Here is a 20,944-nt window from a genome sequence, read left to right on the forward strand (position 1 = left end):
CCGCACTCCCCCACCCCGCGTGCGAGCCCGCCGACCAGCGACATGGACAGCCGGACGGCCCCGGTCGGACCACGTGGTCCGACCGGGGCCGCCAGGCGCCGAACGCCAGGGCCGAGGATCAGCGCCGCAGGTCGGTCAGCATCGACTCGAAGGGCGTCACCTGGGCGAAGGGGTCGACGCGGGCGGCGCGCGGCGAGCCCTGCACGAGCGCGGCGAAGGCCGCGCCCGACCGCTCGATGCGCTCCCCGAGACGGCCTGCGTCGACACTGCCCCAGTCCTCGCTGGCCGCGAACACCGCGACCGGCGCGACGAGCGCTCCGAGGTGGGCGAAGAGCGGCCGCAGCGCGTGGTCGATGGCGAGCGAGTGGCGGGCCGTGCCTCCGGTCGCGCCGAGCAGCACCGGGGTGTCGCGCAGCGCGTCCTTCGGCAACACGTCGACGAGCATCTTGAACAGCCCGCTGTACGACGCGGCATACACGGGGGTAGCGACGACGACGGCGTCGGCCTCGACGATGGCGTCGAGGCGCACCTGCAGGTCGGGCGAGGCGAAGCCCGTGAGCACGTTGTTGGTCAGGTCGTGGGCCACGTCGCGCACGTCGACGACCTCGACGACGACCTCGCTGGGTGCGAGGGCACGGACCGTCGCCTCGGTGAGGCGGTCGGCGAGCAGCCGCGTCGAGGACGGCTGGGTCACGCCGGCCGTGACGACGGCGAGGTGGAAGGGGGTCTGCGTGGTCACTTGGTCACCTCCAGGGTGGTCGGCTCGGGCGAGGCGCCGGTGACGTCGTCGCCGGCGGCGTAGACGGTGGTGTCGTGGCCGCCACCGGCGGCGGCGACCCGGGCGGCGTGGGTCGGGGCGTCCGGCACGTGCGCGGGCTTGAGGGCTGCGAACTCCTTGCGGAGCACCGGCACGACCTCCTCGCCGAGGATGTCGAGCTGCTCGAGGACGGTCTTGAGCGGGAGCCCGGCGTGGTCGACGAGCCACAGCTGGCGCTGGTAGTCGCCGGCGTAGTCACGGAAGGACAGGGTGCGCTCGATGACCTCCTGCGGGCTGCCGACGGTCAGCGGCGTCTGGCTGGTGAACTCCTCCAGCGACGGGCCGTGCCCGTAGACGGGCGCGTTGTCGAAGTAGGGACGGAACTCGCGGACGGCGTCCTGGCTGTTCTTGCGCATGAAGACCTGGCCGCCGAGGCCGACGATGGCCTGGTCGGCACTGCCGTGACCGTAGTGCTCGAAGCGGCGACGGTAGAGCTGGACCATCTGCTTGGTGTGGCTGGCCGGCCAGAAGATGTGGTTGGAGAAGAAGCCGTCGCCGTAGTAGGCGGCCTGCTCGGCGATCTCGGGGCTGCGGATCGAGCCGTGCCACACGAACGGCGGCATGCCGTCGAGCGGGCGCGGCGTGGAGGTGAAGCCCTGCAGGGGCGTGCGGTACTTCCCCTGCCAGTCCACGACGTCCTCGCGCCACAGGCGGTGCAGCAGCGCGTAGTTCTCGATCGCGAGCGGGATGCCGTCGCGGATGTCCTTGCCGAACCACGGGTAGACCGGGCCGGTGTTCCCGCGCCCGAGCATGAGGTCCATGCGGCCGTCGCTGAGGTGCTGGAGGTAGGCGTAGTCCTGGGCGATCCGGACGGGGTCGTTGGTCGTGATGAGGGTCGTCGAGGTGGACAGCACGAGGCGCTCGGTCTGTGCCGCGACCGCGGAGAGCAGCACGGGCGGGTTGGCCGGAGCGGCGAACGGCGGGTTGTGGTGCTCCCCCGTCGCGAACACGTCGAGACCGACCTCCTCCGCCTTGCGGGCGATGGCGACGGTGGCCTTGATGCGCTCGTGCTCGGTCGGCGTGCGCCCCGTCGTCGGGTCGGTCGTGACGTCGCCGACGGTGAAGATCCCGAACTGCATGTGTCCCAGCTCCTTTTGATTGACGATTCAATCATACCGAACGTCGCACGCCCCTCGCCCATTCCCGCGCGGCGCACCGCCCGTCGGGCCCTGTGGCATCCTGTCGCGGTGAGCGCAGAGATCTCCCCCAAGGACCGCTTCATCACGGTCTACGGGCGCAACCCCGTGCACGAGGTCCTCCTCGACGACTCGGTCCACGTCGACAAGGTCGTCATCGCCGACGGGGCGCGGGGCAGCGGCCTGCGCGAGATCCAGCAGGCCGCCCGCCGACGGGGCGTCGAGGTGCAGCACGCCAGCGCCGAGCGGGTCAAGAAGCTCGCGGGCAACGGCCGCCAGGACCAAGGTGTCTTCGCCGACGTCGTGGCCCCCCGCATGCGGCCCCTCGACGTCGCGCTCGAGCAGGACCTGGCGTCGCTTCGAGCCGTCCTCGTGCTCGACGGGGTGACCACCCCGGCCAACGTCGGGATGATCCTGCGCTCCGCCACCGCCGCGGGGGTCGACGGCATCGTCGTGCCGCGCAAGGGAGTCGCGTCGCTCGACCCGCTCGTGGTCAAGGCGTCGGCCGGGGTCGCCTTCCGGGCGCCGATCCTCAAGGCCTTCACGGCCGCGGAGGCTGTCGGATCCCTCAAGCGGCAGGGCTTCCACGTCGTCGGGCTCGACGCCGGCGGCGACGACGACCTCTTCGCCGCCCACCTGCCCGAGCCGGTCGCGTTCGTCCTCGGCAGCGAGACCGCCGGGCTCACCCCCGAGGTCGCCGACCTCGTCGACACGTGGGTGTCGATCCCCATGGCGGCCGGGGTCGAGTCGCTCAACGTCTCCGCGGCCGCAGCGGTCGTCTGCTTCGAGCTCGTCCGCCGCTCCCGCCTCTGACGCGGTTCGGACTCCCCGCCCGACCGCCGTCGGGTATGCCGTGTGGTCCCTTCCGGACGCGCTGGACGCGGCCGTCCCCGCGGGTCGCACCCGGTCGGCTGGTCGCCGGGTCAGCCGGCCCACTTCTCGGCGAGGGCCCGCACGACCTTGATGTCGCGGGCGGTCCCGGTCACTCCCGCGAGGCGCTCGAGCCTCGCGTTGGTCAGCTTCGCCTGGTGGGCGGGCTTGGTGAGGAAGAGGAGCACGTCGTCGCCGAGGACGACGACGCGCTCTCCGGGCTCCTCCCACGACTCGAGTGCCCGCCGCCCCTCGGCGTCGATGCCACCGGTGGTGAAGGTGACGTAGCGCCTCGCGTCCGCGCCCAGCGGTGAGTCGGCAGCGTCGGCAACGGCCGCCGTGCGTCGCAGCTCGGCGGGCGTCCGGACCACCACGGGCACGTCGAACCCGAACTCGTCGCTGACGAGGCTGCGCAGGGCTGCCTCGACCTTTGCGCCGCTGCGCATCGACGAGCTCACCCGGACGTTGCCGCTCTGGATGTGGGTGACCACGTCGCCGAACCCGTTGTCGGACAGGTGCGCTCGCAGCCGCTCCATCTTCACCCAGCGCTGGCCGACGTTGACGGCCCGGAGGAAGCAGATGTAGGTGGCCACGGCTCAGACCCCCTCGGGGGTGAGGGAGACAGTGCCCCGGCCGACGCGGTCGACACGCCCTCCGACGTGGATGCCACCCTGTGCGGCGATCTCGAGCAGCAGCCTCGACGGCCGACCCACCGCGGCGCCCTGGCTCACCTCGAGCGACACCTCGCGAGTGCCCTGTGCGACGAGCCAGCCGCCGAGGTTGGCGCACGCCGACCCGGTGGCCGGGTCCTCGAGGACGGCCTGCCCCTGCGTGTAGAAGAGGCGGGCCTCGATGCTCCGGGGCCCGCTCCAGGCCCACGCGTAGACGTGGGGTGGCCGACCCGGCGAGGTCATGTGCTCCGCCATCAGGTGCGCGTCAGGGTCGCAGGCGCGGACGCTGTCGACGTCGTCGAGCCGCACGACGAGCTGTTCGACACCCGTGTCGACCCAGCTCGCGTCGGAGCGCACGAGCGCCGCCGGGGCGACCCCCAGCGCTTGGGCGAGCTCCGCTCCGGTCGGGGCCACCTCCCGAAGCCGTGCCGGTCGTGCGGTCAGCCGCCACCCGGCGTCGGTCCGGACGACGGGGATCCGGCCGGCCGGCATCGACAGGTGCACGGTGTCGGTGCGGCTGCCGGTCCCACCGGTGACGCCCAGGCCGGCGACGACCTCCGCCGTGCCGAGCGTCGGGTGGCCCGCGAACGGCATCTCGTGCTGCGGCGTGAAGATGCGCACGTCCGCCTCTCCCGGCGCGCCCTGTCCCGACGAGGTGACGAAGGTCGACTCGCTGAGGTTGAACTGCCGCGCCCAGGCCAGCATCTCCTCGTCGGTGAGGCCCCCCGACTCCGGGAAGACGCACAGCGGGTTGCCCGAGAAGGGCCGGCCGGCGATGGAGAAGACGTTGAGCAGCTCGAAGGCGAGGTCCATGGGACCGAGTCTGCCGGAGCGTCGGTGGTCGGCGGGGGCCGGAGGACACGCACGCCGATACTGTGGCGGTCATGGCCACCCCTGACGGCGTCGTTCCCGGCAACATCTACCTCTTCCGGCACGGCGAGACGGAGTGGTCGCTGAGCGGGCAGCACACCGGCACCACCGACCTCCCGCTCCTGCCCGAGGGTGAGGCCGCGGCCCGCGAGCTCGCCGACGTGCTGCGCAAGCACCGGTTCGAGCGCGTGCTCGTCTCCCCGCTGCAGCGTGCCAAGCGCACGGCCGAGCTGGCGGGTCTCGGCGACTTCGAGGTCGAGCCGCTCCTGCGCGAGTGGGACTACGGCGCCTACGAGGGCGTCACGACGAAGCAGATCAGTGCCGAGATCGGCCACCCGTGGGAGGTGTTCGTCGACGGCGTGCAGCCCGGCGTCACCCCGGGCGAGACCATCGAGGAGGTGTCGGCCCGCGCCCAGCAGGTCATCGACAAGGTCTGGCCCGACCTCGAGCACGGCGACGTCGCCCTCTTCGGCCACGGCCATGCCCTGCGCGTGCTGACCGCCACCTTCCTCGGGGTGGACCCGCGCTTCGGCCAGCAGCTCGTCCTCGATGCCGGCTCGATGAGCGTCCTGACCCACCACCGCTCGACCCGCTGCCTCGGGATGTACAACCTCTCGCCCTGGCGCCTGCTCTCCGAGGACTGACCACGACGGGGCGTTCGCGTATGCCGGGTGCCAGGGCTCACGGCATACGCGGGCTGGTCCGTGGCTCAGGCCTGCCCACGCCCCGTCAGGGGCGTCGTCCGCTCCCGGACCGAGCCGTCAGTCGCGGGGAAGCTCCCAGGTGTGCACCGGCTCGTTGGCCATCATGCCGTCGATGTAGTGGCGCAGCATCTCTCGAAGGGCCTTGTCGCGCGGCAGGCCCCGGGCCTCGAGCCGGGCCACGCACTCGGTCTGCCACGACGCACCGTTGACCCCGAGCAGGCACCGCTGCTCGATGATCGTCAGGAAGCGGTCGCGGACCGCCGCGGAGACGCCCCACCGCTCGAGACCCTCGTGGGCCATGGGCAGCAGGCGCCGCAGCACGAGCTCGGCGGCCGGCACGTCGCCGAAGCCGGGCCAGTAGGTGCGGGCGTCGATGCCCAGACGCGCGCCCTCCTCGAAGTTGGCCTCGGCGGCCGAGAAGCTCATCCGGGTCCACACCGGACGGTCCTCCTCGGCGAGCACGCGCATCGTGCCGTAGTAGAAGGCGGCGTTGGCCATGACGTCGGCGATGCTCGGGCCCGCCGGGAGCACACGGTTCTCGACGCGCAGGTGCGGGCGACCGCCGACGATGTCGTAGATGGGGCGGTTCCAGCGGTAGACGGTGCCGTTGTGCAGCCGCAGCTCCTTGAGCTCCGGGACCTCGCCCCGCTCGAAGACCTCCTCCGGCTCCTCGTCGTAGAGCTCGGGCAGCAGGGCCGGGAAGTAGCGGACGTTCTCCTCGAAGAGGTCGAAGATCGAGGTGATCCACCGCTCGCCGAACCAGACCCGAGGACGCACGCCCTGGTTCTTCAGCTCGACCGAGCGCGTGTCGGTGGCCTGGGTGAACAGCGGGATGCGCGTCTCGGCCCACAGGCGCTGCCCGAGGAAGAAGGGAGAGTTGGCGCCGAGCGCGAGCTGGGGGCCGGCGAGCACCTGGGCGGCGTTCCAGTGGTCGGCGAAGCGCTCGGGCTGCACCTGCAGGTGCAGCTGGATCGAGGTGCACGCCGACTCGGGGGCGAGGCTGTCGGAGTAGCGCGCGATGCGCTCCCCCGTCGGGCCCTCGAGCTCGAGCCAGACGTCCTCGCCACGGGCGTCGAGGACGGCGTTGTTGAGGGCGGCGTAGCGGATGTTCTCGCTGATCCAGTCGCCCTCGAAGTGCTCGGGCATGACGGTCGGCAGGATGCCGATGGCCACGATGCCGGCATGGGCCTCGGCGGCCTTGGCCGAGGCCCGGTTCAGCGACTCGCGCAGCAGCTGCTCGAGCTCGATGGCGGAGTCACCCGGCAGCGGGCGCGGGTGGACGTTGAGCTCGATGTTGTAGCGCGCGAGCTCGGTCTGGTAGTCCTCGTCGGCGATCTGCTCGAGCACGCTCTTGTTGTCGAGCTTGGGACCGAGGTCCTCGTTGACGAGGTTGAGCTCGATCTCGAGACCCGTCATGGGGCGGTCGAACTCGAACTCGCTCTTGCCGAGCATGCGCTCGAACACGTCGAGGTCGCGGCGCACCTTCTCGCGGTACTGCTGCCGCTGCTCGCGGGTGTATCTGGCCTGCTCGACGTCGGCTCCCACGTGAGGAGACAACCACACTCGGGGTCCCGGCGCGAGGGGCGCACGCGAAGCGGTCACCCGCGGGTCGTTCTCGCCCCACGCGGTGACCGCTCCGATGTGGCGGCTCAGCCCTCGAAGGCCTCCGGCGGCGGGCAGGAGCAGACGAGGTTGCGGTCGCCGTAGGCGCCGTCGATGCGGCTGACCGGCGGCCAGTACTTGTCGGCGGCGTGGACGCCGACCGGGAAGGCGGCGGCGGTGCGGTCGTAGGGGTGGTCCCACTCCCCCGCGATGTTGAGCGCCGTGTGGGGCGCGTGCCGCAGCATGCTGTCCCCGACGGCGACCTCGCCGCCGCGGATCGCCTCGATCTCGCCGCGGATCGCGATCATCGCGTCGCAGAACCGGTCGAGCTCGTAGAGGTTCTCGGACTCGGTCGGCTCGACCATGAGCGTGCCGGCGACCGGGAAGCTCATCGTCGGCGCGTGGAAGCCGTAGTCGACGAGGCGCTTGGCGATGTCGTCGACCGTGACACCCGTCTCGGCCGTGATCTGACGGACGTCGAGGATGCACTCGTGGGCGACGAGTCCGTCGTGGCCCGAGTAGAGCACCGGGTAGTGCTCGCGCAGCCGCGCCGCGATGTAGTTGGCGCCCAGGACGGCCATCTGGGTGGCGTGGCGCAGGCCCTCGCCGCCCATGAGGCGCACGTAGGCCCACGAGATCGGCAGGATGCTCGCGGAGCCGTAGGGAGCCGCCGACACGGGCCCGACCCCGGTGTCGGGGCCGGCCTCCGCGGCGAGCGGGTGGTTGGGCAGGTGCGGCGCGAGGTGCGACCGGACCGCCACCGGGCCGACACCGGGACCACCGCCGCCGTGCGGGATGCAGAAGGTCTTGTGCAGGTTGAGGTGGCTGACGTCGGCGCCGAACTTGCCCGGCTGGGCGAGACCGACGAGAGCGTTGAGGTTGGCCCCGTCGACGTAGACCTGGCCGCCCGCCTCGTGGACGAGCTCGCACAGCTCGGTGATGGTGTCCTCGTAGACGCCGTGCGTCGAGGGGTAGGTCACCATGATCGCGGCGAGGTCGTCGCGGTGGGCCTCGACCTTGGCGCGGAGGTCGTCCATGTCGACGGTGCCGCCCGCGGCCGTCTTGACGACGACGACCTTGAGACCGGCCATGACGGCCGAGGCGGCGTTGGTGCCGTGGGCGCTGGCGGGGATGAGGCAGACGCGTCGGTGGCCCTCGCCGCGCGCCTGGTGGTACGCGTGGATCGCGAGCAGGCCGGCGAACTCGCCCTGGGAGCCGGCGTTGGGCTGGAGCGACACGGCGTCGTAGCCGGTGATCTCGCACAGCCACCCCGACAGGTCGTCGATGAGGGCGCGGATGCCCTCGGTCTGCTCCGCCGGGGCGAACGGGTGGAGGTTGGCGAACTCCGGCCAGGTGATGGCCTCCATCTCCGTCGTCGCGTTGAGCTTCATCGTGCACGAGCCGAGCGGGATCATGCCGCGGTCGAGCGCGAAGTCGCGGTCGGAGAGACGGCGCAGGTAGCGCAGCATCGCCGTCTCGGAGTGGTGCGCGTGGAAGACCGGGTGCGTCAGGAACTCGGTCGTGCGCTGCAGACCCTCGGGTATGCCGTGTGCACCCGACTCGACAGCACGCGCCGCCACGTCGTCTGACGCGGTGCCGCCGAAGCCGTCGAGAACCGCGAGCACCGTTGCGGGCGTGGACGTCTCGTCGAGGCTCAGGGAGACGCGGTCGCCGTCGACGCGCCACACGTTGATTCCGCGGTCGGAGAAGGAGGCGACGACCTCGTCGGCGCGACCGGGCACCACGACGGTCAGGGTGTCGAAGTACGACGTCGTCTCCACGTCGAGACCGCCGTCGACCAGCGCGCCGCGCAGGCCGGCGGTGAGCGCACCGACGCGCCTGGCGATGGCCACGAGGCCGGCGGGGCCGTGCCACACGGCATACATGCTCGCCATGACCGCGAGGAGGACCTGCGCGGTGCAGATGTTGGAGGTCGCCTTCTCGCGACGGATGTGCTGCTCGCGGGTCTGCAGGGCGAGGCGGTAGGCCTGGTGTCCCTCGGCGTCGACGGAGACCCCGACGAGGCGTCCGGGGATCTGGCGCTCGAGCCCGCGGTGGACGGCCATGTAGCCGGCGTGCGGACCGCCGAAGCCCATCGGCACACCGAAGCGCTGGGCGCTGCCCACGGCGATGTCGGCGCCCCACTCGCCGGGCGCCGCGGCGAGCGTCAGGGCGAGCAGGTCGGCGCAGGCCGTGACCAGGCCCTTGGCCTCGTGCACGGCACCGGTGAGCGGCGCCCAGTCGACGAGCTCGCCGGTGGCGTCGGGGTACTGCACCATGGCGCCCACGACAGCCTTGCCGTCCGCGGCGGCGGACAGCGACTCGGCGTCGGTCACGCCGCGCAGGTCCGTGACGAGCAGGGGAAGGCCGAGGGCCTCGGCGCGCGTGCGCATGACGGCGATCGTCTGCGGGAAGAGCCGCTCGTCGACGAGGACGACGGCGTCCGCGGCCGCCTTGCTCGCCCGGCGCATGAGCGACATGGCCTCGGCCGCGGCGGTCGACTCGTCGAGCAGCGAGGAGCCCGCGACGTCGAGCCCCGTCAGGTCGGTGACGACCGTCTGGAAGTTGAGCAGGGCCTCGAGGCGGCCCTGGGAGATCTCCGGCTGGTAGGGCGTGTAGGCGGTGTACCACGCCGGGTTCTCGAGGACGTTGCGGCGCACGACCGGAGGAGTCACGGTGCCGTAGTAGCCGAGGCCGATGAGCGAGGTGAGCACCGTGTTGCGGGAGGCGAACCCTCGCAGCTCCTCGATGACGGCGCTCTCGCTCGCCGCCGCCTCGACCCGGAGCGGTGACTCGGAGCGGATGGCGCCGGGGATGGCGCGGTCGCACATGGCGTCGAGGCTGGGCTGTCCCACCACCTCGAGCATGTGGCGCACGTCGTCACCGGCCGGTCCGACGTGGCGGCTGACGAAGTCGGCCATCACCGTCTCGCTGGACGTTCCGGTGGTGACGGGCACGAGGTGGTCGATCGACATGCGGGGCTCCTGACGGGTTCGAGCGGACGACACACGCTCCCCGTCTGTCGAGCCCGGTGAAGGGACCTCTCCAGAGTTGCCTCACCCGCGTGGTCCTGGCGCCTGAGAGGTTCCGGGGATGTTGCCCCTTCGGCGCCTCGCAGGTGCTGCGCACCCCGAGGACTCTCCCACGCAGGGTCGATCGGCACTGTCGAATCTACCAGCAGGCGCTGGAAGTCCGGTCACGCGAACGGCCCGGCCGGGATGTCCGGACGGGCCGTGCCGCAAGAGGTGGCGCAGGCGGGCTGCGTCGGCTGGTGGTGGGTGGTCAGGCCATCCGGCGGGCCTGACGGCGGGCGGTCAGCTCGTCGTCAGGGTGCTCGAGGGCGGTGTCGTCGTCGGCCCGCTCGCTCGGCAGGTGGGCGAGCTCGCCCTCGACCTCGCGCCAGACGCGTCCGACGGCGATGCCGAAGACACCCTGTCCGCCCTGGACGAGGTCGATGACCTCGTCGGCCGAGGTGCACTCGTAGACCGAGGCGCCGTCGCTCATCAGGGTGATCTGGGCGAGGTCCTCGACGCCGCGCTCACGCAGGTGGCTGATGGCGACCCGGATCTGCTGGAGCGAGACCCCGGTGTCGAGGAGGCGCTTGACGACCTTGAGGACGAGGATGTCGCGGAAGCCGTAGAGGCGCTGGGTGCCCGACCCGGTCGCGCTGCGCACGGACGGCTCGACGAGGCCGGTGCGAGCCCAGTAGTCGAGCTGCCGGTAGGTGATGCCGGCAGCCTTGCAGGCCGTCGGCCCGCGGTAGCCGCTGTCGACGTCGAGCTCGGGCAGGTCGTCGGTGAACAGCAGGCCCTGGGACCCGACGGGCAGGGCCCGACCGGTGTCACGCGCGTCCTCGATGGCGGCCATGCCGTCCTCCTCGTGCTCAGGCTGCGAATCGCGGTGGTGCGAACGCGCAGACGACATCCAGATAACTACACTCACGTCGTTCTCTGACGGTAGGCCGCGTCCCGCCTCCGGTCAATCACCCTCGCGGTCGGGCGACGGGCGTGTCGGGGTCGAGACGCAAGCTTATATGTCTACCTGAAGGTCAGAGTCTGTGGACGGGCAGCCCCGTCGATCCTGGTCAGTCGGGGCGGTCGGGCAGGTCCGGTCGGTCGCCGGGCTCCTGCGACTCGGGCGACGGGCCCTCGAAGTCCTCGGCCGAGACGTGGTCGAGGAACTCCTTGAAGCGCTCGACCTCGTCGTCTTCCTCCGAAGAGACGACGATCGCGGCCTCGTCGAGGATGGCCGGCTCGACCAGCACCTTGGCGCCCGTGCGCAGGGCGAGCGCGATGGCGTCGCTGGCGCGCGAGCCCACCTCGACCTTGCCGTCGATGACGAGGGCCGCGTGGAAGACGGAGTCCTTGAGCGCGACGATGCGCACCTCGGTCAGCTCGTGCCCGAGGACGGCCAGCAGGTCACGCATGAGGTCGTGGGTCAGGGGGCGGGGTGGCACGACGCCCTGCTGGGCATAGGTGATCGCGGCAGCCTCGGCGGCCCCGATCCAGATCGGCAGGTATCGCCCTCCGTCCCGCTCCCGGAGCAGCACGATCGGGTGGTTCGTGGGCATCTCGACACGGACGCCCAGGACATCGACCTCTCTCACTCCTCCACCGTACCCCGGCCCGTGGCCGGGACGGACGGGCCTCAGCGGGAGAGGCCCGCGCGGACCAGCGCGACGTGGAGCGCGATGCAGGCAGAGGCGATCTCGGCGGCCCGCTCCTCGCGGGTGCCGCTCCCCCGCCGGGTGGCCAGCACCTGGTCGACGAGTCCGACCTCGCGGTCGGCGGCCGTGCGGAACGGGCGCAGGTGGCGCGGCTCCAGCCCGTGGTCGGACAGGGTGCGGGCGGCAGCGGCGATCGAGAGCGCCTCGTGCCCGAAGTGGCCCCGGTCGTCGGGCTGCAGCAGGCCGTACGTCTCCAGGGCGTGCATCGTCGCGCGGTCGATCCCGGTCGCCTCGCGCAGCTCGGGGCCGGTGAGGGCCACGTCGGGTCGAGGGAGCAGGTCAGCGGGACCGGGCACGTCGGGGTCCGGACCCGGAGCGGGCGGCTGCGGACGTCCGCCGGGGTCGTCCCCCGGCTCGGAGAGGCCGCGGTCGAGGGCGTCGAGGGCCTCCCGGATGACCTTGAGCGGCCAGTAGCGGTCACGCTGCGCCGTCAGGACGTAGCGCAGGCGGCGCACGTCGTCCTCCGTGTAGGTGCGGTACCCCGAGGCGGTGCGGTGGGGCAGGACGAGCCCCTCGGCCTCGAGGAAGCGGATCTTCGAGGCCGTGACGTCCGGGAAGTCCGCGGACAGCGCGGCGAGAACCTTGCCGATCGTCAACCGTCGTGGGGCGGGCGCGGCCGCGTCGCCCGCCACCGAGCCAGCGGTCATGCCGATGCGGTCTGGGGCGCTCCGGACGAGTAGTAGACGAGCCGGAACTTGCCGATCTGGACCTCGTCGCCGAGCTGCAGGGGCGCCTCGTCGATGCGCTGCCGGTTGACGTAGGTGCCGTTGAGCGAGCCGGCGTCCCGCACGAGGTAGCCGCCGCCCTGGGCGACGAACAGGGCGTGCTTGCGCGAGACGGTCACGTCGTCGAGGAAGATGTCCGAGTCCGGGTGACGGCCGGCGGCCACCTGCTGGTCGTCGAGCAGGAAGCGGGCGCCGGTGTTGGGCCCCCGGAGAACCACGAGCAGGGCCGTGCCCGGTCGCAGTGCGTCGATGGTGGCCTGGTCCTCGGCCGAAAGGCCGCGCGGCACGACGGTGTCGACGTGGTCGCTGTCCTGCGACGGCACGCCCTGGAACCGCATGGTGCGGGGTTCGACGTCCATGTCGTCGTGGTCGGGCGGGTTGCTCGACATGCGGTCCTCCTCTGTGGTGCGGGCGGATTCGGGTGCATCCACTCTAGTAGACCGGGCAGGTCCTATCCTGCCCGGCTCCACGGCGTACGGATGCCCCCGGTGAGGCTGGGTGGAACAGGGTGACGCTGGGTGGGGCTGGGTGGCGCTTCGTCCGGCTGACGGATCAGGAGAGCGAGGCCGTGTAGGCCGCGGCGTCCATGAGCCCGTCGACCGACGAGGCGTCGGCGAGGCGAAGCTCGAACATCCAGCCCTCGCCGTAAGGGTCGGAGTTGATCAGCTCGGGTGAGGAGTCGAGGGCGGAGTTCGTGGCCGTGACCTCACCCTCGAGCGGGGCGTAGACGTCGCTGACCGACTTGGTCGACTCGACCTCGCCGCACGAGTCACCGGGAGTCACCGTGTCGCCGACGGCCGGGAGGGAGACGTAGACGACGTCGCCCAGGGCGTCCTGCGCGAAGGCCGTGATGCCGATGCGGACGACCCCGTCGTCGCCGACGCGGACCCACTCGTGGTCGCTGGTGTAGCGCAGGTCAGAGGGGTAGTCCAGCTCGCTCATGTCGCTCCTTCGTCGGTGTGCGGCCCCGGTCAGGGGTTGTCGAGGCCGCGAGTCCTGCCGTGCGGGGTGCCGCGGACGATGTCGCGGCACCCCAGAGGATGCCATGCCCACGCGGGACGCGCAGGAAGTGGGGCCGGTGAGTGCGCTGTGAACTCCCCGCGCACACCCCGAGCCGTCGGGCGCGGGCGCGAGGCAGGGAGTCCGGCCGTCACTCGACCGGCTTGGCGTGGGTCATCTCGGTGGGACGGTGCAGGGAGGTGATCTCGATGAGGCTCGACTCCGTCACGACCGCCTCCGCGCCCTTCTGCCGCACCGACTCGACGATGCCACCGGGGATCGTCATGGCCGACGAGAGCGTCTTGGAGTCGCCGATGACCTTGATGACCAAGGGCCTCGGCACGGTGACGCCGTCGACGACGAGCTGACCGCCGCGGTCCCCCACGTACGAGGACGCGACCACGCGGACCCCGCCCACGTCGATGGACTCGGCCCCCGCGTCACGCAGCTCCTCGATGATGTCGAGGACGATGGGGCCGGTGACGGCCTTGGTCGGGTCGGTGATGCGCAGCGTGATCCCGGGGCCCTTGGCCGCGAGCGTGCCGGCCAGGATCCCGAGGGTGTCGACGCGCTTCTGGGCCTGGTCGAGGGCCTCGGCGGCCGTGCCGGTGCCGCTCTTGAGCCGGTCCCGGGTGGCCTCCAGCTCGCGCACCTGCTGGTCGAGGCGGGACGAGCGCACCGAGATGTCGTCGAGGACGCGCACGAGGTCGCTCTGGCTGAGCTCGTCGAGACCGCGTTGGTTGGTCAGCTGGACCTGCGCGGCGATGCCGGCGCCGAGGAGCACGGCGAGCAGGGCGCCCAGCAGGTTGGCTCGTGTCGCGCGCGGCCGGCTCATCTTCAGCAGCCGACGCCAGGCGGCGCCACCCTCGACGGGGGCGCTGCTCGGACGGGACTCGCGTGCCACCGCCGAGGTGAAGTCGACCTCGGCGCCGTCGTCGAGGCCCGTGCCGAAGACGGGGGCGGGAGGTGGCGAGGCAGCAGGCTCCCGGTCCGCGGTGGCCGTCAGACCCGCAGAGGCAGCCGGTTGCGGCGCCGTCGTCTCCGGCGCTGTCGTCTCCGGCGCCGTCGGCTCAGGGGCTGTCGTCTCCGGGGCCGTCGTGTCCATGGTCGGCACCGGCCCGGTGGGCACGGGTGTCGTGACGGTGGGCTGCTCGGGCTCCGTGGACTCCACGGGCTGCGCGCCTTCCTGGTTGTCAGGCTGCACGGGCTCCGGCTCCAGGCCCTCTCGTGGCGAGGCCCCCGGTTCTGCCGTCGTCGGCCGCGCGGTGTCCGCGAGGCCGGTCGTCTCCGTGGCGCCGGTCGTCTCCGCAGTGCCGGTCGTCTCCGCGGGGTCCGCGGGCACGGAGGTGGCGGCGGAAGCGTCGTCGGCGGGCACCGTCGTCGGGTCCTGCACGACGGCGGGCTGGGTGGGGCGACCCTTCTTGCGCTTCGCCATGCTCAGGCCTTGAACAGGTGCCGGCGGATCGAGGCGACGTTGGAGAAGATCCGCACGCCGAGGACGACGACCACGCCGGTGGACAGCTGCGAGCCGACGCCCAGCTGGTCGCCGAGGAAGACGATGAACGCCGCGACGACGACGTTCGACAGGAACGACACGACGAAGACCTTGTCGTTGAAGATCCCGTCGAGGATGGCGCGGATGGCGCCGAACACGGCGTCGAGCGCGGCGATGACGGCGATCGGCAGGTACGGCTGGAGCCACACCGGCACCGACGGATCGAGGAAGAGTCCCACCGCGAGTCCGGCCAAGAGGCCGAGAACTGGGATCACGAAGGGTTCTCCTGACTGGTCGGGGACGCCGGGCTTCCGGTGCCCTGGACGGCGCTGCTGCTGGTGGGGTTCGAGGACGGGAGCCCGCTCGAGGTGCTGCGACCCGTCGAGGTGCTGGCCCCGGTGCTCCCCTGCGGGGTGCTCGTGCCGGAGCGCAGCGTGGGGGGGGCGGGCGCCGTCGAGCCTAGGGTCGGACCGATGGGTTGCGCGACCTCGAGCCGCGCCGACGAGTCTCCCGGCACGGTGAGCGAGTCGGCTCCGGCCATGACCGAGCGGATCTTGTACTGGTCGGTCAGCTGCGAGAGGTAGAGCCCGGCGAACGAGGGCTCGAAGAGCTGCTGGATGCCTTGCGGGTCACCGAGGGCCGTGATGACGTAGGGGCGCGCGAGCGGCCGGAAGTCGACGATGATCGCCTGGCCGGCGAACCGGATCGCGGCGGTGGAGCTGAGCCGGTGGCCGTTGATGGAGATCGCCTCGGCGCCCGCCCCCCACAGCCCGTTGACGATGATCTGCAGGTCGCCCGAGGTGACGCGCCCCTCCTGGAACCCGCTGCTGGGACGGTTGCCGGCGTTGCCGTCGGCCACCGTCGAGGCGGCGTCGTCGACCGTCAGGGTGACGCCGGGTCCCTTGAGCGGCACCGCCGCGGCCTGGATCTCGAGGTCCTTGATCCGGGCGGTCAGGTCGGGGCCGCCGGACTGCTGCAGCGCCAGCGCCTCGAAGTCACGGACCTGCTTGCCGAGCGCGGCGACCTTCGCCTCCTGGTCGGTTCCGTGCTTCTGCAGGGCCTCGATGCGGGTGACGAGCTCCTTCTTGACCGCAGCAGCCGCGGTGGGCTTGGGCCGCAGGGACTGCGCCGCGACCGCGAAGAGGAACCCCGCGAGGATCGCGAGGACGACGACGAGCACGGTGCGCGTCGACGTCGCCCGCGGCAGGCCCGCCGCGGCGCGCCGGTCGGCCGCCTCCTGGTAGCCGGCGTCGAGCGGCCGCTCCATCATCGTGGTCAGGAGCGTCATCGACTCGTCGGGCCGGCGCGGAGCCATCACTGGGCCATCACGGGGCCACCGCCCGCGGAGCCTGCCTCAGCACGATCCTGGCGTGGACGGCATACAGCACCGCGGCCAGCCAGTAGAGGACGACGCCCCACCAGGCGAAACCCCACCCGATCGGGCGTGCCAGGTCCCCCAGCCAGTCGTCGCGGTGCGCGAGCAGCAGGAGGGGGAAGGCGTAGAGGAGGTTGAACGTCGCGGCCTTGCCGACGAAGTGCACCGGCAGGCCGAGCTGGCCGCGGGTGCGCAGGAAGGCCAGCATGAGCGCCATGACGACCTCGCGGGCCAGGATCACGACGACGAGCCAGACCGGGATGATCTCGCGCCACATGAGCCCGAAGAGGGTCGTGAGGATGTAGAGGCGGTCGGCGATCGGGTCGAGGAACTGGCCGAGGCGACTCTCCATGTTGAACTGCCGGGCGATCTTGCCGTCGAGGTAGTCGGTGACGCCGGAGAAGAGCAGCAGCAGCAGCGCGAGACCGTCATGTCCGGACAGCATCGCCCACAGGAACACCGGGACCCCGAGCAGTCGCAGCACGGACAGCACGTTGGGGATGGTCAGGAGCCGCTCCGTCACGACGTGCTCGCGCTCTCCCGTCCTCTCGACCTCCACGGCGGCTAGCCTAACCGCCGCCCCGAGGGGGCGATGCGCGCCTTCGGCATCGATCCGGACACGGCTGGAGAGGCACCCGCACGAGGCGGTTGCGCGCCCAACCGCTCTGGCACACTCGGCACCATGCCCGGCGGACACACGCACACGCACGCCCCTGCCGACCGTGACGGATCGGGCCACGTCGCCGTCAGCACGATGGCCCGGGTGGGCCTGACCCTGCTGCTCGTCGTCGCCGCGGCTGCCACCGTCTACGGGCTCGTGCGCTACTGGCCGGGCGACGCGCAGCAGCCCAACCGGGTGGGCACGTCGGACTTCGCAGCGCCGGGAGTGACGTTCCCCGTCGCCGAGGTGCAGCGGGTGCTTCCCGTGTGCCCCGCGCCCGGCGCCGACTCGGGGTCCTCGGGATCCCCCTCGAACGGCACCGGGCAGACACCGGGACAGGGCGGACCCGGCGCCGACGCCCCCGCGACGTGCGGAGCGATCACGGCCCAGCTGACGCAGCCCACCTCGACGTCCGGCGACGTGCGCCCGACGGTGTCGGTGCAGGTGCCACCCGCTGTGTCGTCGTCGGGTCTGCGCGAGGGTGACACCGTCCAGCTCCTGCGCACGCCGCCCCAGGACGGTCAGCCGGAGACCTACTCCTTCCTCCAGGTCCAGCGCGGCGCTCCCCTCTCGCTCGTGCTCGCGCTCTTCCTCGTCGTCGTGGCCGTCGTCGCGCGCTGGCGGGGTGTGCTCGCACTGGCCGGTCTGGGCTTCGGCGGGCTCGTCGTCGTCAAGTTCATGCTGCCCGCGCTCCTCGAAGGGCAGTCGGGCCTGCTCGTGGCCCTCATCGGGTCGTCGGCGATCATGTTCGTCGTCCTCTACCTCGCCCACGGGCTCTCGGTGCGCACGAGCACGGCGCTCGCCGGCACGCTCTTCGGAGTGGGGATCACCGCCGGGCTCGGGCTGCTGGCGGTCGACATGGCGCGGCTGAGCGGCGTCGCCAACGACGAGGGCGCCACCCTGGCCTCGTTCGTCACGACGATGAACCCGCGGGACCTGCTGACGTGCGCGATCATCGTGGCGGGCCTGGGCGTGCTCAACGACGTGACCATCACGCAGTCGTCCGCGGTGTGGGAGCTGCGGGCGGCCGCGCCTGCCATGGGTCGACGCGAGCTGTTTCGCTCGGGCATGCGCATCGGGCGTGACCACATCGCGTCCACGATCTACACGATCGTCTTCGCGTATGCCGGTGCCGCCCTCCCCGTGCTGCTCCTGCTCTTCCTCTACGACCGGCCGGTGCTCGACATGCTCCAGACGGAGTCGTTGTCGGAGGAGATCGTGCGCACCCTCTGCAGCGCGATCGGGCTCGTCCTGGCTGTGCCGGTCACCACGGTCGTTGCCGCCCTCACCGTGGGCGCGGCGCGTGCCGAGGCCCATCCGTCGCCGCCCGCTCCGCCGTCGCCGCCGGTGCCGTCCGAGCCGAGCGGTCCGACGGCGGCCGACCTCGTCCGGGCCGCGAGCGGGCCTCCCCCGCCCACGACGCGTGCCGAGGCGCGCTCGCGCATGACGTCTGGCTGAGGTCCCGTCCGGTCAGGCCAAATCAGCCCTGGTCAGCCCCGGTCAGCTCACGGTCAGCGTCGCGGTCCAGCTGGCTCCGGTGGCGGTGGTGTAGGTCAGCGTGACGGACGCGGGGTTGGTGCCCGTCTTCGTCGCGGACACCCGGCTGCCGGCGCTCGTGGCGTTGGGGGCCACCGTGACCGTCCCGGTCCCCGCCGTCTTGCCGGTGCTCGTCCACGTGATGGTCTCCGTCGCCGAGCTGTAGGCGACCGGCGCGCCGGTGCTGTCGACGAAGCCGACCGCGGCGGACAGGACCGCGTTGTTGCCGCCCGGAACGGCGCAGCTGTAGCCGGAGGAGACGCTCCCGGTGCAGGTCGGGGTCACTGCGGTGCCGTCGACGGTGACGCCCGAGAAACCGATTCCCACGGCGGCGGCGTTGACGGTGCCCAGGGTCACCGGAGCGGACGTCGACGTCAGGTGGTTGGAGCTGCCGGCATACGACGCCGTGATGGTCCGGGAGCCCGTGGCGCCGAAGGAGGTCGTGCAGGTGGCGACCCCCGAACCGTCGAGGGTCTGCACGCCGGAGGCGCAGGTGAGGGTGGTGGCGCCGTCCTTGAAGGTGACCGTGCCGGAGGGCACTCCCCCGCCCGGAGCCACGGGCGTGACCGTGGCCGTGAACGTGACGCTCTGACCCGACGGGACGCTCGTGGCCGAGCTGGTCAGGCGTGTCGTGGTCGAGGCGGCGTTCACCCCCTGGCTGACGGCGCTGGAGGTGGAGGCCAGATAGCTCGTCGATCCCGCATAGACCGCGGTGACGCTGCGAGCGCCCACCGAGGTGAACGCGACCACGCACGTCGCCGTCCCCCCGCTGAGGGCCTGGCTACCGGCCCCGCACGCGAGGCTCGCGGAGCCGTCCCGGAAGGTGACGCTCCCAGCAGGGACCCCGCCTCCGGGGGCCACCGACTGGACGGAAGCGGTGAACGTCACCGACTGGCCGACCACCGACGGGTTCGTCGAGGAGACCACCGAGGTCACCGTCGCGGCGGCGTTGACGACCTGGCCGACGACGGACGACGAGGACGGCGCGTAGGGGGCCGACCCGGCATACGCGGCCGTGATGCTGCGCGCGCCGGCGCTCGTCCAGGTGGTGGAGCACGTCGCCGTGCCCGCGCTGAGCGTCGGGCTGCCACCGCTGCACGTGATCGCGGACCCGCCGTCGCGGAAGGCGACGGAACCCGTCGGCGTTCCGGAGGCGGCGGTCACCCGCGCCGTCAGGGTGACGGTCTGGCCGACCACGGACGGGTTCGTCGACGAGGCCAGCGACGTGGCGGTGGCCACTGCAGCCTGGACGGTGACCGGGCTACTGACGGCGCTCGTGGCCGTCCACCCCGAGCGGACCGACACGACCGTGTAGCTGTACGTCCCGTCGGGCACCGAGGTGTCGGTGCACGAGGCGCCCGTCAGCAGGGACGTGCTCGACGTGCCGCAGGCGCCTGTCGTGGTGCCCGCGGCGGTGTCGGTGCGGTCCACGCGGTAGCCGCTGGGTGCCACGCCTGTCGTCGGCGGGGACCACGACACCGAGACTCCCGACGCGCCGCTCGCGACGGTGGCCGTGACGCCCGAGGGCGCCGCCAGGGTGTCGGTCGTCGCGCTGCCGGTGCCCCCACCCGTCGCCGTCCACGCGGCCCAGGCGGTGCCCGAGACGGTCATGAGGACCGTCAGGAGGACACCGACGCGGAGGGCGCGCACGCCGCGGCTCGGGGCAGCACGGCGTGCGCGCGTCTCTGGGGTCGTCGGAGCCGGCGTCACTGCTGCGCCCTCCGCGAGGTGTGGACGCACGAGATCAGCGGGACGACGACGACGCCGAACAGCCCCGGGGCCCGGTGCCCTTCGGATGTCGGCGTCTGCACGGTTCGAGCTCCCTGTCTGGACGGCGTTCGAGCCTGCTCGAGGCTCGGGTGAAGACGGACGGGGTGGGTGCCGGGGTCGATGCGGCGGCCCACCCCGTCCGGGTCTCAGCTGGCGACGTAGGTGATGGTCACCGCGGCGCCCTTGCAGGCGTCCTGGTTCGTCGTCTTGTTGTTGAACTGCATGGTGAACGTGCCGGACGTCGTCGCGGACGGCGCGAGGTCGGCCGGGGCGACGGCGACGGCGACGGCGCTCGTCGCGTTGGCGGGCGCCTCGACACCGTTGAGCTTGAAGTTGGTCGAGTCGCAGTTCTGCTTGTCGGTCGTCACGTACGCCTTGACGGTCTGGAGCTTGTAGTTCTCGGTGCCGTTGTTGACGACCGTCGCCGTGACCGTCTGTGCGGTGTCGCCGGGGAACATCGCGTTGGCGACGTTGCCGGTGACGGCGAAGACGTTGGAGGCGCCGGCACTCGTGGAGGCGGTGCCGGCACCCCCGCCGAGGCTGGTCCAGTACGCGTAGGCCCCGCCGGCCGTCGCGAGGCCGATGACGCCGGCGGCGACGAAGGCAGCGGACTTCTTCTTCTTGGAGTTCTTCTTCTCGGTGCGCATGGTGTCCCCCATGACCTTTCCCTCGAGTGGCTTTACCTGTTCTTGGTGATCTGCTGGTGCAACCCTGACACGTGAAATCTCCGGAATCGGGGCGCCTCGGGCAACGTTGCGCATACCTTGCGCAACGCTTGTGGCAGGTCGGGAGTCCTTGCAGTGCAGGACGGGGCGCCTTGCACTACAAGCGAATTCACGAGCTCTTACCCGAGGCCGCACACCAGGCCGTCGGCACGTGGACAGCAGCCCGCAGCAGGCCCGAAGCCCGTGCCGGGACGCCGAGAATTCACAGATCCGTGCAGGTCTCCGACCGGCCGCGCGGCGCTAGAGTGCGAGCCAATCCTGT

Annotated in this window: 20 protein-coding genes and 1 riboswitch; of the genes, 3 read left to right on the top strand and 17 right to left on the bottom strand. The window is 71.9% G+C overall.

Annotation, left to right across the window (positions count from 1 at the left end; all coding sequences use genetic code 11):
* Window positions 1-118: 118 nt before the first annotated feature.
* Window positions 119-739, bottom strand: coding sequence for a CE1759 family FMN reductase (locus ABD297_RS11385; protein ID WP_344255046.1), 621 nt, complete (start codon window positions 737-739; stop codon window positions 119-121).
* Window positions 736-1,896 (bottom strand): LLM class flavin-dependent oxidoreductase, encoded by a 1,161-nt coding sequence (locus ABD297_RS11390; protein WP_344255047.1) that lies wholly within the window; start codon window positions 1,894-1,896, stop codon window positions 736-738. The genes ABD297_RS11385 and ABD297_RS11390 overlap by 4 nt, the downstream gene beginning before the upstream one ends.
* A gap of 108 nt (window positions 1,897-2,004) precedes the next feature.
* On the opposite strand from ABD297_RS11390, the gene ABD297_RS11395 reads away from it, so the two are divergent.
* The gene (locus ABD297_RS11395) at window positions 2,005-2,766 is read left to right on the top strand and encodes a TrmH family RNA methyltransferase (protein WP_344255048.1); all 762 of its coding nucleotides are present in this window, start codon (window positions 2,005-2,007) and stop codon (window positions 2,764-2,766) included.
* A 110-nt stretch (window positions 2,767-2,876) separates the two neighbouring features.
* Here the strand turns inward: ABD297_RS11395 and ABD297_RS11400 are convergent, their stop codons facing one another.
* Window positions 2,877-3,416, bottom strand: a complete 540-nt coding sequence (locus ABD297_RS11400) for a DUF1697 domain-containing protein (protein WP_344255049.1) — start codon at window positions 3,414-3,416, stop codon at window positions 2,877-2,879.
* Window positions 3,417-3,419: 3 nt separating this feature from the next.
* The gene (locus ABD297_RS11405) at window positions 3,420-4,307 is read right to left on the bottom strand and encodes a PhzF family phenazine biosynthesis protein (RefSeq protein WP_344255050.1); all 888 of its coding nucleotides are present in this window, start codon (window positions 4,305-4,307) and stop codon (window positions 3,420-3,422) included.
* Between the two features lie 71 nt (window positions 4,308-4,378).
* Between ABD297_RS11405 and ABD297_RS11410 the strand changes: the two genes are divergently transcribed.
* Window positions 4,379-5,008, top strand: a complete 630-nt coding sequence (locus ABD297_RS11410; protein ID WP_344255051.1) for a histidine phosphatase family protein — start codon at window positions 4,379-4,381, stop codon at window positions 5,006-5,008.
* Between the two features lie 117 nt (window positions 5,009-5,125).
* On the opposite strand, the gene ABD297_RS11415 is transcribed toward ABD297_RS11410, so the two are convergent.
* The 11 genes from ABD297_RS11415 to clsA all read right to left on the bottom strand — a co-directional run bounded on the left by ABD297_RS11415 (window position 5,126) and on the right by clsA (window position 16,549).
* Window positions 5,126-6,613, bottom strand: coding sequence for a glutamate-cysteine ligase family protein (locus tag ABD297_RS11415; RefSeq protein WP_344255052.1), 1,488 nt, complete (start codon window positions 6,611-6,613; stop codon window positions 5,126-5,128).
* A gap of 104 nt (window positions 6,614-6,717) precedes the next feature.
* The gene (gene gcvP / locus ABD297_RS11420) at window positions 6,718-9,645 is read right to left on the bottom strand and encodes an aminomethyl-transferring glycine dehydrogenase (protein ID WP_344255053.1); all 2,928 of its coding nucleotides are present in this window, start codon (window positions 9,643-9,645) and stop codon (window positions 6,718-6,720) included.
* An 80-nt stretch (window positions 9,646-9,725) separates the two neighbouring features.
* Window positions 9,726-9,825, bottom strand: a riboswitch (glycine riboswitch).
* A gap of 127 nt (window positions 9,826-9,952) precedes the next feature.
* On the bottom strand, window positions 9,953-10,537 hold the full coding sequence (locus tag ABD297_RS11425; RefSeq protein ID WP_344255054.1) for a MerR family transcriptional regulator: 585 nt from the start codon (window positions 10,535-10,537) through the stop codon (window positions 9,953-9,955).
* 217 nt (window positions 10,538-10,754) lie between these two features.
* Window positions 10,755-11,276, bottom strand: a complete 522-nt coding sequence (locus ABD297_RS11430) for a bifunctional nuclease family protein (protein ID WP_344255055.1) — start codon at window positions 11,274-11,276, stop codon at window positions 10,755-10,757.
* Window positions 11,277-11,317: 41 nt separating this feature from the next.
* Window positions 11,318-12,043 (bottom strand): transcriptional regulator FtsR, encoded by a 726-nt coding sequence (ftsR, locus tag ABD297_RS11435; RefSeq protein ID WP_344255056.1) that lies wholly within the window; start codon window positions 12,041-12,043, stop codon window positions 11,318-11,320.
* Window positions 12,040-12,510, bottom strand: coding sequence for an FHA domain-containing protein (locus ABD297_RS11440; RefSeq protein ID WP_344255057.1), 471 nt, complete (start codon window positions 12,508-12,510; stop codon window positions 12,040-12,042). The genes ftsR and ABD297_RS11440 overlap by 4 nt, the downstream gene beginning before the upstream one ends.
* 163 nt (window positions 12,511-12,673) lie before the next feature.
* Window positions 12,674-13,063: a glycine cleavage system protein GcvH gene (gene gcvH, locus ABD297_RS11445; RefSeq protein ID WP_344255058.1), complete on the bottom strand. Its 390-nt coding sequence runs from the start codon at window positions 13,061-13,063 to the stop codon at window positions 12,674-12,676.
* A gap of 208 nt (window positions 13,064-13,271) precedes the next feature.
* Window positions 13,272-14,555, bottom strand: coding sequence for a DUF881 domain-containing protein (locus tag ABD297_RS11450; protein ID WP_344255059.1), 1,284 nt, complete (start codon window positions 14,553-14,555; stop codon window positions 13,272-13,274).
* Between the two features lie 2 nt (window positions 14,556-14,557).
* Window positions 14,558-14,890, bottom strand: a complete 333-nt coding sequence (locus ABD297_RS11455; RefSeq protein WP_028785606.1) for a small basic family protein — start codon at window positions 14,888-14,890, stop codon at window positions 14,558-14,560.
* Window positions 14,887-15,903, bottom strand: a complete 1,017-nt coding sequence (locus ABD297_RS11460; RefSeq protein WP_344255060.1) for a DUF881 domain-containing protein — start codon at window positions 15,901-15,903, stop codon at window positions 14,887-14,889. Before ABD297_RS11460 ends, ABD297_RS11455 begins: the two co-directional genes overlap by 4 nt.
* A 37-nt stretch (window positions 15,904-15,940) precedes the next feature.
* On the bottom strand, window positions 15,941-16,549 hold the full coding sequence (clsA, locus tag ABD297_RS11465; RefSeq protein ID WP_344255061.1) for a cardiolipin synthase ClsA: 609 nt from the start codon (window positions 16,547-16,549) through the stop codon (window positions 15,941-15,943).
* 123 nt (window positions 16,550-16,672) lie between these two features.
* Between clsA and ABD297_RS11470 the strand changes: the two genes are divergently transcribed.
* The gene (locus tag ABD297_RS11470; protein WP_344255062.1) at window positions 16,673-18,109 is read left to right on the top strand and encodes a YibE/F family protein; all 1,437 of its coding nucleotides are present in this window, start codon (window positions 16,673-16,675) and stop codon (window positions 18,107-18,109) included.
* Between the two features lie 42 nt (window positions 18,110-18,151).
* On the opposite strand, the gene ABD297_RS11475 is transcribed toward ABD297_RS11470, so the two are convergent.
* Window positions 18,152-19,837, bottom strand: a complete 1,686-nt coding sequence (locus ABD297_RS11475; RefSeq protein WP_344255063.1) for an Ig-like domain repeat protein — start codon at window positions 19,835-19,837, stop codon at window positions 18,152-18,154.
* A 266-nt stretch (window positions 19,838-20,103) separates the two neighbouring features.
* The gene (locus tag ABD297_RS11480) at window positions 20,104-20,616 is read right to left on the bottom strand and encodes a hypothetical protein (protein WP_344255064.1); all 513 of its coding nucleotides are present in this window, start codon (window positions 20,614-20,616) and stop codon (window positions 20,104-20,106) included.
* Between the last annotated feature and the right edge of the window lie 328 nt (window positions 20,617-20,944).

Source organism: Terrabacter carboxydivorans (assembly GCF_039532035.1).
In the GTDB taxonomy this organism is placed as follows: domain Bacteria; phylum Actinomycetota; class Actinomycetes; order Actinomycetales; family Dermatophilaceae; genus Terrabacter; species Terrabacter carboxydivorans.

Coding starts and splice junctions, on each gene's coding strand:
- ABD297_RS11390 (WP_344255047.1), bottom strand. CDS start 1,896: ATGCAGTTCGGGATCTTCACCGTCGGCGACGTCACGACCGACCCGACG.
- ABD297_RS11480 (WP_344255064.1), bottom strand. CDS start 20,616: ATGGGGGACACCATGCGCACCGAGAAGAAGAACTCCAAGAAGAAGAAG.
- ftsR (WP_344255056.1), bottom strand. CDS start 12,043: ATGACCGCTGGCTCGGTGGCGGGCGACGCGGCCGCGCCCGCCCCACGA.
- ABD297_RS11425 (WP_344255054.1), bottom strand. CDS start 10,537: ATGGCCGCCATCGAGGACGCGCGTGACACCGGTCGGGCCCTGCCCGTC.
- ABD297_RS11410 (WP_344255051.1), top strand. CDS start 4,379: ATGGCCACCCCTGACGGCGTCGTTCCCGGCAACATCTACCTCTTCCGG.
- ABD297_RS11470 (WP_344255062.1), top strand. CDS start 16,673: ATGCCCGGCGGACACACGCACACGCACGCCCCTGCCGACCGTGACGGA.
- ABD297_RS11460 (WP_344255060.1), bottom strand. CDS start 15,903: ATGACGCTCCTGACCACGATGATGGAGCGGCCGCTCGACGCCGGCTAC.
- ABD297_RS11440 (WP_344255057.1), bottom strand. CDS start 12,510: ATGTCGAGCAACCCGCCCGACCACGACGACATGGACGTCGAACCCCGC.
- gcvP (WP_344255053.1), bottom strand. CDS start 9,645: ATGTCGATCGACCACCTCGTGCCCGTCACCACCGGAACGTCCAGCGAG.
- ABD297_RS11450 (WP_344255059.1), bottom strand. CDS start 14,555: ATGGCGAAGCGCAAGAAGGGTCGCCCCACCCAGCCCGCCGTCGTGCAG.
- gcvH (WP_344255058.1), bottom strand. CDS start 13,063: ATGAGCGAGCTGGACTACCCCTCTGACCTGCGCTACACCAGCGACCAC.
- ABD297_RS11405 (WP_344255050.1), bottom strand. CDS start 4,307: ATGGACCTCGCCTTCGAGCTGCTCAACGTCTTCTCCATCGCCGGCCGG.